Source organism: Halomonas sp. (assembly GCF_031581305.1).
Classification (GTDB): domain Bacteria; phylum Pseudomonadota; class Gammaproteobacteria; order Pseudomonadales; family Halomonadaceae; genus Halomonas.
The window spans coordinates 1-7131 of the sequence record NZ_JAVLBC010000167.1 but is presented as its reverse complement, the minus strand read 5'-3'; the positions used below and the strand labels follow the sequence as shown (position 1 = coordinate 7131).

Below are 7131 nucleotides of genomic sequence, written 5' to 3'. Positions count from 1 at the left end.
GGCGGAGTTCTCGGGTGTGGTGATCCACGGCAGGCTGGCGAGCCGGGCCCAGTCTGCGCCGGCCAGTCGGCTGCCCCAGCCGGCCGGGGCGATCACGTGGTAGTGAAAGTGGGTGAGCTCACGGTGGGCGATCTCCGCGACGCCCGGTCCCTCGCCGGGGGACGCCAGGAAAAAGCCGACATCCAGCTCGCCGCGACGCACCAACTCCAGCACGGTGCCGCTCATGCCGTGATGCAGCTCGGTCTCGAGCTGTGGAGCGCGCTCCACGAGGCGGCGCAGGAAGGCCCCCAGGCGGATGAACTCGGGGTCGACGATGGTGCCGATCTTCAGCCGGCCACGCAGCGTGCTGTGAAGGGCCCGGGCGTTCTGCTCGAAGGCGGCCATGGCCGCCAGTGCCTTCTCGGCGGCAGCGAGCAGCGCACGACCGTCGGCGGTGAGCTCCAGTCCCTGGGGTCGGCGCTGGAACAGCGTCAGATCGAGGTTCGCCTGGAACTGCTTGAGCTTCAGACTCACCGCGGGCTGGGTCAGGTGCAGTCGCTCGGCGGCGCGGGAAACGCTGCCTTCCCGGGCTACGGTGACGAAGGCACGCAGGGTCTGGAGGTCCTGCATGGTGTCGCCTCCTGGGCGTGTAGTGATATCAGTCAAACTTATACGCTAGTTTTGAATTACTCAATTGATTCGGGGGGCGATGGGGTTAGTCTAGGCGTCAATGGGGTCGCTTCTGCCGTCCCCCATCCCTTGACAACGGACGTCCCACCGATTCCGACAACGACGAGACGAGGACACCATGAGCACAGCTAACATTGGGCATTATATCAACGGGCAAATGTCAGCCGGCGAGTCCGGCCAGCAACAGGCCGTCACCAACCCGGCCACCGGCCAGGTGTCCGGTCAGGTGGCCCTGGCCTCCCAGGCCGATGTGGACAGCGCCGTGGCCGCCGCTGAGGCTGCTTTCCCGGCCTGGGCCGATACCCCGCCGCTCCGTCGCGCCCGGGTGATGTTCAAGTTTCTCCAGCTGCTCAATGAGCATAAGGATGACCTGGCGCGTGCCATTACCCTGGAGCATGGCAAGGTATTTACCGACGCCCAGGGCGAGGTGGCGCGCGGCATCGATATCGTCGAGTTCGCCTGCGGCATTCCACAACTGCTCAAGGGTGACTATACCGAGCAGGTCAGCACTGGCATCGATAACTGGACCCTTCGCCAGCCTCTGGGCGTCGTCGCCGGTATCACCCCCTTCAACTTCCCGGTCATGGTGCCGATGTGGATGTTTCCCGTCGCCCTCGCCACCGGCAACACCTTCATCCTCAAGCCGAGCCCCCTGGATCCCAGCGCCTCGCTGTTGATCGCCGACCTGCTCAAGCAGGCGGGGCTGCCGGATGGCGTCTTCAACGTGGTGCAGGGCGACAAGGAGTCGGTGGAGTCGCTGATCGATCATCCCGACGTCAAGGCGCTCTCCTTCGTCGGTTCCACGCCTATCGCCAACCTGATCTACGAGCGTGGTGCCCGCCACGGCAAGCGCGTGCAGGCCCTGGGCGGCGCCAAGAACCACATGGTGGTGATGCCCGATGCCGACCTCGACAAGGCCGTGGATGCGCTGATCGGCGCCGCCTACGGCAGTGCCGGTGAGCGCTGCATGGCGATCAGCGTGGCGGTGCTGGTGGGGGATGTGGCCGACGAGCTCGTGCCGCGGCTGGCCGAGCGGGCGCGCGCGCTCAAGGTCAAGAACGGCCTGGAGCTGGATGCCGAGATGGGCCCCATCGTCACCGCCCAGGCGCATCAGCGCATCACTGGCTATATCGAGAAGGGTGTGAGCGAGGGCGCCGAACTGGTCGTCGATGGTCGAGACTTCGATGCTGCCGCGACCGGCGACGAGTGCGCCGAGGGTTTCTGGATGGGCGGTTCGCTGTTCGACCACGTCACCCCGGAGATGACCATCTACAAGGAGGAGATCTTCGGCCCGGTGCTGGCTTGCGTGCGGGTGCCTGACATCGCCACCGCCATTCAGCTGATCAATGACCATGAATTCGGCAACGGCGTGAGCTGTTTCACCGAGAGCGGCAGCGTGGCCCGCGAATTCGGTCGTCGCATCCAGGTGGGCATGGTCGGCATCAACGTGCCGATCCCGGTGCCCATGGCCTGGCACGGCTTCGGCGGCTGGAAGCGCTCGCTGTTCGGCGACACCCACGCCTACGGCGAGGAAGGCGTACGCTTCTACACCAAGCAGAAGTCGATCATGCAGCGTTGGTCGGACTCCATGCATGGCGGCTCCGAGTTCGCCATGCCGACCCATAAGTAATGCTGCCGATCACTGAATGAGCGAGAGGCGCCGGGGACGACGTGAAGAGGAAGTTATGTCGTCACCGGCACAGCCTCGAGTGACGTCATCACCGAGAGCGTGCCATGGCTGACCAGGAATTCGACTATATCGTGGTGGGGGCCGGCACCGCCGGCTGCCTGCTGGCCAACCGCCTGAGCGCCGACCCGGCCAACCGGGTGCTGCTGATCGAGGCGGGAGGGCGAGACAACTACCACTGGATCCATATCCCGGTGGGCTATCTCTACTGCATCAACAATCCGCGCACTGACTGGTGCTTCCGCACCGAAGCCGACTCCGGCCTCAACGGCCGGGCGCTGATCTATCCCCGGGGCAAGACCCTGGGCGGCTGCTCCAGCATCAACGGCATGCTCTATATCCGCGGCCAGTCGCGCGACTATGACAGCTGGGCCGAGGCCACCGGCGACGACGCCTGGCGCTGGGAGAACTGCCTGCCCGACTTCATGAAGCACGAGGACCACCATCGCCTGGATGCCGGCGGCGATGCCGACGGTGCCCACCGCGACTACCATGGCCATGGCGGCGAGTGGCGGGTGGAGAAGCAGCGCCTCAAATGGCAGGTGCTCGACGATTTCGCCACCGCGGCCGTGGAAGCCGGTATCCCGCGGACCCGCGACTTTAACCGCGGCGACAACGAGGGGGTCGACTACTTCGAGGTCAACCAGCGGTCAGGATGGCGCTGGAACACCGCCAAGGCCTTCCTGCGTTTGGCCGAGAAACGCGACAACCTCACCCTGTGGCACTCCACCCAGGTGCTGGGGCTCATGTTTGAAGGACGTGGCGAGACCGGCCAGGGCAATCAGCCGCGCTGCACCGGCGTGCGGGTTGATCACGAGGGGAAGCCGACGTCGGTAAATGCCGCCCGCGAGGTGATCCTCTCCGCCGGTGCCATCGGCTCGCCGCAGCTGCTGCAGCTCTCCGGTATCGGCCCGGCCGACCTGCTGCGCGAGCATGACATCCCGCTGATCCATGACCTGCCGGGGGTCGGCGAGAACCTGCAGGACCACCTGCAGATCCGCTCGGTGTATCGGGTGAAGGGCGCCAAGACCCTCAACAGCATGGCCAACTCGTTGGTCGGCAAGGCGAAGATCGGCCTGGAATACGTCCTGAAGCGCTCCGGCCCCATGAGCATGGCGCCGTCTCAGCTGTGTGCCTTCACGCGCAGCTCCGATGAGTACGAGCATCCCAATATCGAGTACCACGTTCAGCCGCTCAGTCTTCCCGCCTTCGGCCAGCCACTGGACGACTTCCCGGCAATCACGGCGAGTGTGTGCAACCTCAATCCGACCAGCCGTGGCACGGTGCGCATCAAGAGCGCCGACCCGCGACAGGCGCCGGCCATTGCCACCAATTACCTGAGCACCCCGGAGGATCGCAAGGTGGCGGCGGACTCGCTGCGGGTCACGCGCCGCATCGCCGAGCAGCCGGCCTTCGCGAAATATTCGCCCGAGGAGGTCAAGCCCGGAGTGGAGTACCAGAGCGACGATGACCTGGCTCGCCTGGCCGGCGATATTGGCACCACTATCTTTCACCCGGTGGGCACCACCAAGATGGGGCGTGACGACGACCCCATGGCGGTGGTGGACGCCCGCCTGCGGGTGCGTGGAGTAGCGGGGCTACGGGTAGTGGATGCCAGCGTCATGCCTACCATTACCAGTGGCAACACCAATTCACCCACCCTGATGATCGCGGAGAAAGCGGCGGGGTGGATATTGGCAGAAACGGATTGAACGACCCTTGTGGTTTTCCGTCCGAGTGGCGGTAACGCCAATCTTGAGCGCATGGCCCAGGAATAGGGGGCCATGACCACTGCCTGGCCGCACGACCTGGACTTGATCCAGGGTGTCCGCCACTGCACGGAGCTGGCCAACACGTTCACCGGTGACGAGGTGCAGATCGACGGCACCCTGATGCCCTCCTTCCCGGCGCTCGTCGCCGGCCTGCCGGCGACCCTTCTGTGTGATCAACCCTCGAACACCATCCGTCGTCGCCGGATGGCAGGTGCTACCCCTACTCCCAACCAAGGAGACCGTTATGCCATTTGTTACAATTTCACTTCTAAAAGGCCGGCCCGAGGCCTATGTCAAGGCCATTGCCGACGGCGTGAATGCCGCGGTCATCGATACCATGGGGTTTCCCGAGGACGACCGTTATCAGGTCATTCATCAATGCGAGCCTTCCTGCCTGGAGTATCAAGACCGACAGGCGGAGCGGGTCATGATGCATCTGGTCATGCGCAGTGGTCGTTCGGATGATGCCAAGAAAGCGTTCTATGCCCGTGTGGTCGAGACCCTTGCCCACAACCCGGGGATCGATCCTGGCAACGTGTTCATCACGATTACGGAGAACAATGATATCGACTGGTCGTTTGGGGACGGTATCGCCCAGTTCTGTACAGCGTAGCGTTGCCACGCCGCGCGTCGCGGAGAGAAGGCTGCGTGCTGGATTCTCGATGCCGGGTAACGTCGCTGTCACACTGTGCAAATAGTGTTTGACCTGCGCCCGGCATCGGCGCACTATGCGCGCAGTAGGTTAGCAATTGGAACATCGCAAGTGGTCATCGAAAGCTCATGGCGTCGATCTCCCGGTGAAAGTTTCTTGTTTTACCCACTGCAACTCGGGTATTTCCCGGCACTATCTAACGCTATTCGAGGATTTCGATAATGGCTACTGGCACTGTTAAGTGGTTCAACGACACTAAAGGCTTCGGCTTCATTTCTCCGGACGACAACGGTGACGATCTGTTCGCTCACTTCTCCGAGATCAAGGCTGAAGGCTTCAAGTCCCTGCAAGACGGTCAGAAGGTTTCCTTCGACGTCACCCAGGGCAAGAAAGGCCTCCAGGCTTCCAACATCCAGGTCATCGGCTGAACGTCGACCGACCCTGATGTGACTGCCTCTCGGCAGGTGAGAAAGGCCCGCGAAAGCGGGCCTTTCTCGTTGTGGGCCTTCGATTTATATGTTCCAATAAAGCATAAATAGATTTCTAAAAATAACTTTTTAGAATAACCGACGACGGTCACAATGGGGCTTTCCCGATCGTTACCGGATCTCCCCATGTCGCTGGATGCTTGGCTCTCTCTCGCCGTCGTCATCGCCGTCTTCCCCTTGATGGCCTTCTCGCGTCTGGGCTCGGACATCGTGCTGCTCGGTGCGGTGATTCTGCTGCTGACGCTGGGGGTCATCGAACCCAGCCAGGCCCTGGCGGGCTTCTCCAGCACGGGCTTGTTCACCGTGGCCTTCATGTATGTGCTGGTCACGAGTATCCGCGAAACCGGCGGCATCGATCTGATCATCCGCCATGTGCTGGGACGCCCCCGCAGCGAGAGGAGGGCGCTAGTGCGGTTGCTGCTTCCGGTCGCCTCGTTGAGCGGCTTCCTCAACAATACCCCGGTGGTGGCGACCTTCATCCCGGCCGTGCTGAGCTGGAGCCGGCGCGTCTCTGTGCCGGCGCATCGCCTGCTGATGCCGCTCAGTTTCGCCTCGATCCTCGGCGGCACCATCACCCTGTTCGGCACCAGCACCAACCTGGTCGTGCATGGCCTGCTGATCGATCGCGACCCGTCCCTGGCCATGGGGCTGTTCGACATCGCCTGGGTGGGCGTGCCGGTGGCGGTGGTGGGCCTGGCCTACCTGGTCCTGCTGGGGCCTCGGCTGCTGCCGGCAAGGCGCGGGGCCGAGGCGGCCTTCGAGAATCCCCGCGAGTTCACCATCGAGATGGAGGTGGACGCCGGCGGTCCTCTGGTCGATCGTACGGTGGAGGAGGCCGGGCTGCGCCACCTCCAGGAGCTGTTCCTGGTGGAGATCGAGCGCGAGGGCAACATCGTCAGCGTGGTGGGGCCGGGCGAGCGACTCAAGGGTGGCGACCGGCTGGTGTTCGCCGGCACCAGCGAGGGGGCCGTGGAACTGCAGCAGATCCGCGGCCTGGTGCCGACCCGTCAGGGCGAATCGAGCCTCGAGAAGGACTTCAAGGAGCGCCGCCTGGTGGAAGCCGTGGTCTCCGACCAGTGCCAGTTCATCGGCCGGCGCATTCGCGACGGCCACTTCCGGACCCTCTATGGTGCCGCCGTGCTGGCGGTGTGCCGCGGCGGCGAACGGGTCGCCGGCAACCTCGGCCAGATCCGCCTGCAGCCCGCCGACGTGCTGCTGCTGGAGGCGCGCCCGCCCTTCATCGAGCGTCATCGCCAGTCTCGCGATTTCCTGCTGATCAGCAAGGTCAACGGCTCGGCCCGTCCGGTCCACGAGAAGGCCGGGCTGGCCTGGGCGATCCTGGCCGGCGTGGTGCTGCTGGCCACCCTGGGCGTGATGAGCATGATGAATGCCGCTATGCTGGGGGCGGCCCTGGCGCTGGGCACCGGCTGCTGCACGGTGGGTGCGGCCAAGCGGGGGCTGGACACCCAGGTGCTGCTGACCATCGCCGCCTCCTTCGGACTCGGCGCGGCGCTGGAAAGCTCGGGGGCGGCGACCACCCTGGCCGACCTGGCCCTGGGGCTGGCCGACGGCAATCCCTGGCTGCTGCTGGGTGCGGTCTATGTGCTGGTGACTCTGCTGACCTCCCTGGTCACCAACAACGCCGCTGCGGTGATCACCTTTCCGGTGGTCATGGCCAGCGCCGAGAGCCTTGGCGTGAACCCGATGCCCTTCGTAGTGGCAGTGATGTTCGCCGCCTCGGCCAGCTTCCTGACGCCCATTGGCTACCAGACCAACCTGATGGTCTTCGGGCCCGGTGGTTACCGCTTCGGTGACTTCCTGCGCCTCGGTGGGCTCCTGAACCTGCTGACCGCCGTGTTGGCC

At 64.4% G+C, this 7131-nt stretch carries 6 protein-coding genes; 5 read left to right on the top strand and 1 reads right to left on the bottom strand.

All coding sequences use genetic code 11. The features are described 5' to 3' along the window. On the bottom strand, positions 1 to 609 hold a 609-nt coding region (locus RI841_RS12865), incomplete at its 3' end, for a LysR family transcriptional regulator (protein ID WP_310706009.1). Between the two features lie 178 nt (positions 610 to 787). Between RI841_RS12865 and RI841_RS12860 the strand changes: the two genes are divergently transcribed. The 5 genes from RI841_RS12860 to RI841_RS12840 form a co-directional block, all read left to right on the top strand. Beyond that, complete coding sequence (locus tag RI841_RS12860) at positions 788 to 2299, top strand: CoA-acylating methylmalonate-semialdehyde dehydrogenase (RefSeq protein WP_310706008.1); 1512 nt, start codon at positions 788 to 790, stop codon at positions 2297 to 2299. Between the two features lie 104 nt (positions 2300 to 2403). Then, the gene (locus RI841_RS12855) at positions 2404 to 4068 is read left to right on the top strand and encodes a GMC family oxidoreductase N-terminal domain-containing protein (RefSeq protein WP_310706007.1); all 1665 of its coding nucleotides are present in this window, start codon (positions 2404 to 2406) and stop codon (positions 4066 to 4068) included. Between the two features lie 304 nt (positions 4069 to 4372). Next, the gene (locus RI841_RS12850) at positions 4373 to 4741 is read left to right on the top strand and encodes a tautomerase family protein (protein WP_310706006.1); all 369 of its coding nucleotides are present in this window, start codon (positions 4373 to 4375) and stop codon (positions 4739 to 4741) included. A gap of 260 nt (positions 4742 to 5001) precedes the next feature. Beyond that, entirely contained in the window at positions 5002 to 5208 is a 207-nt protein-coding gene (locus RI841_RS12845) for a cold-shock protein (protein ID WP_040185674.1), read from the top strand. 186 nt (positions 5209 to 5394) lie between these two features. Continuing rightward, on the top strand, positions 5395 to 7131 hold a 1737-nt coding region (locus RI841_RS12840; protein ID WP_310706005.1), incomplete at its 3' end, for an SLC13 family permease.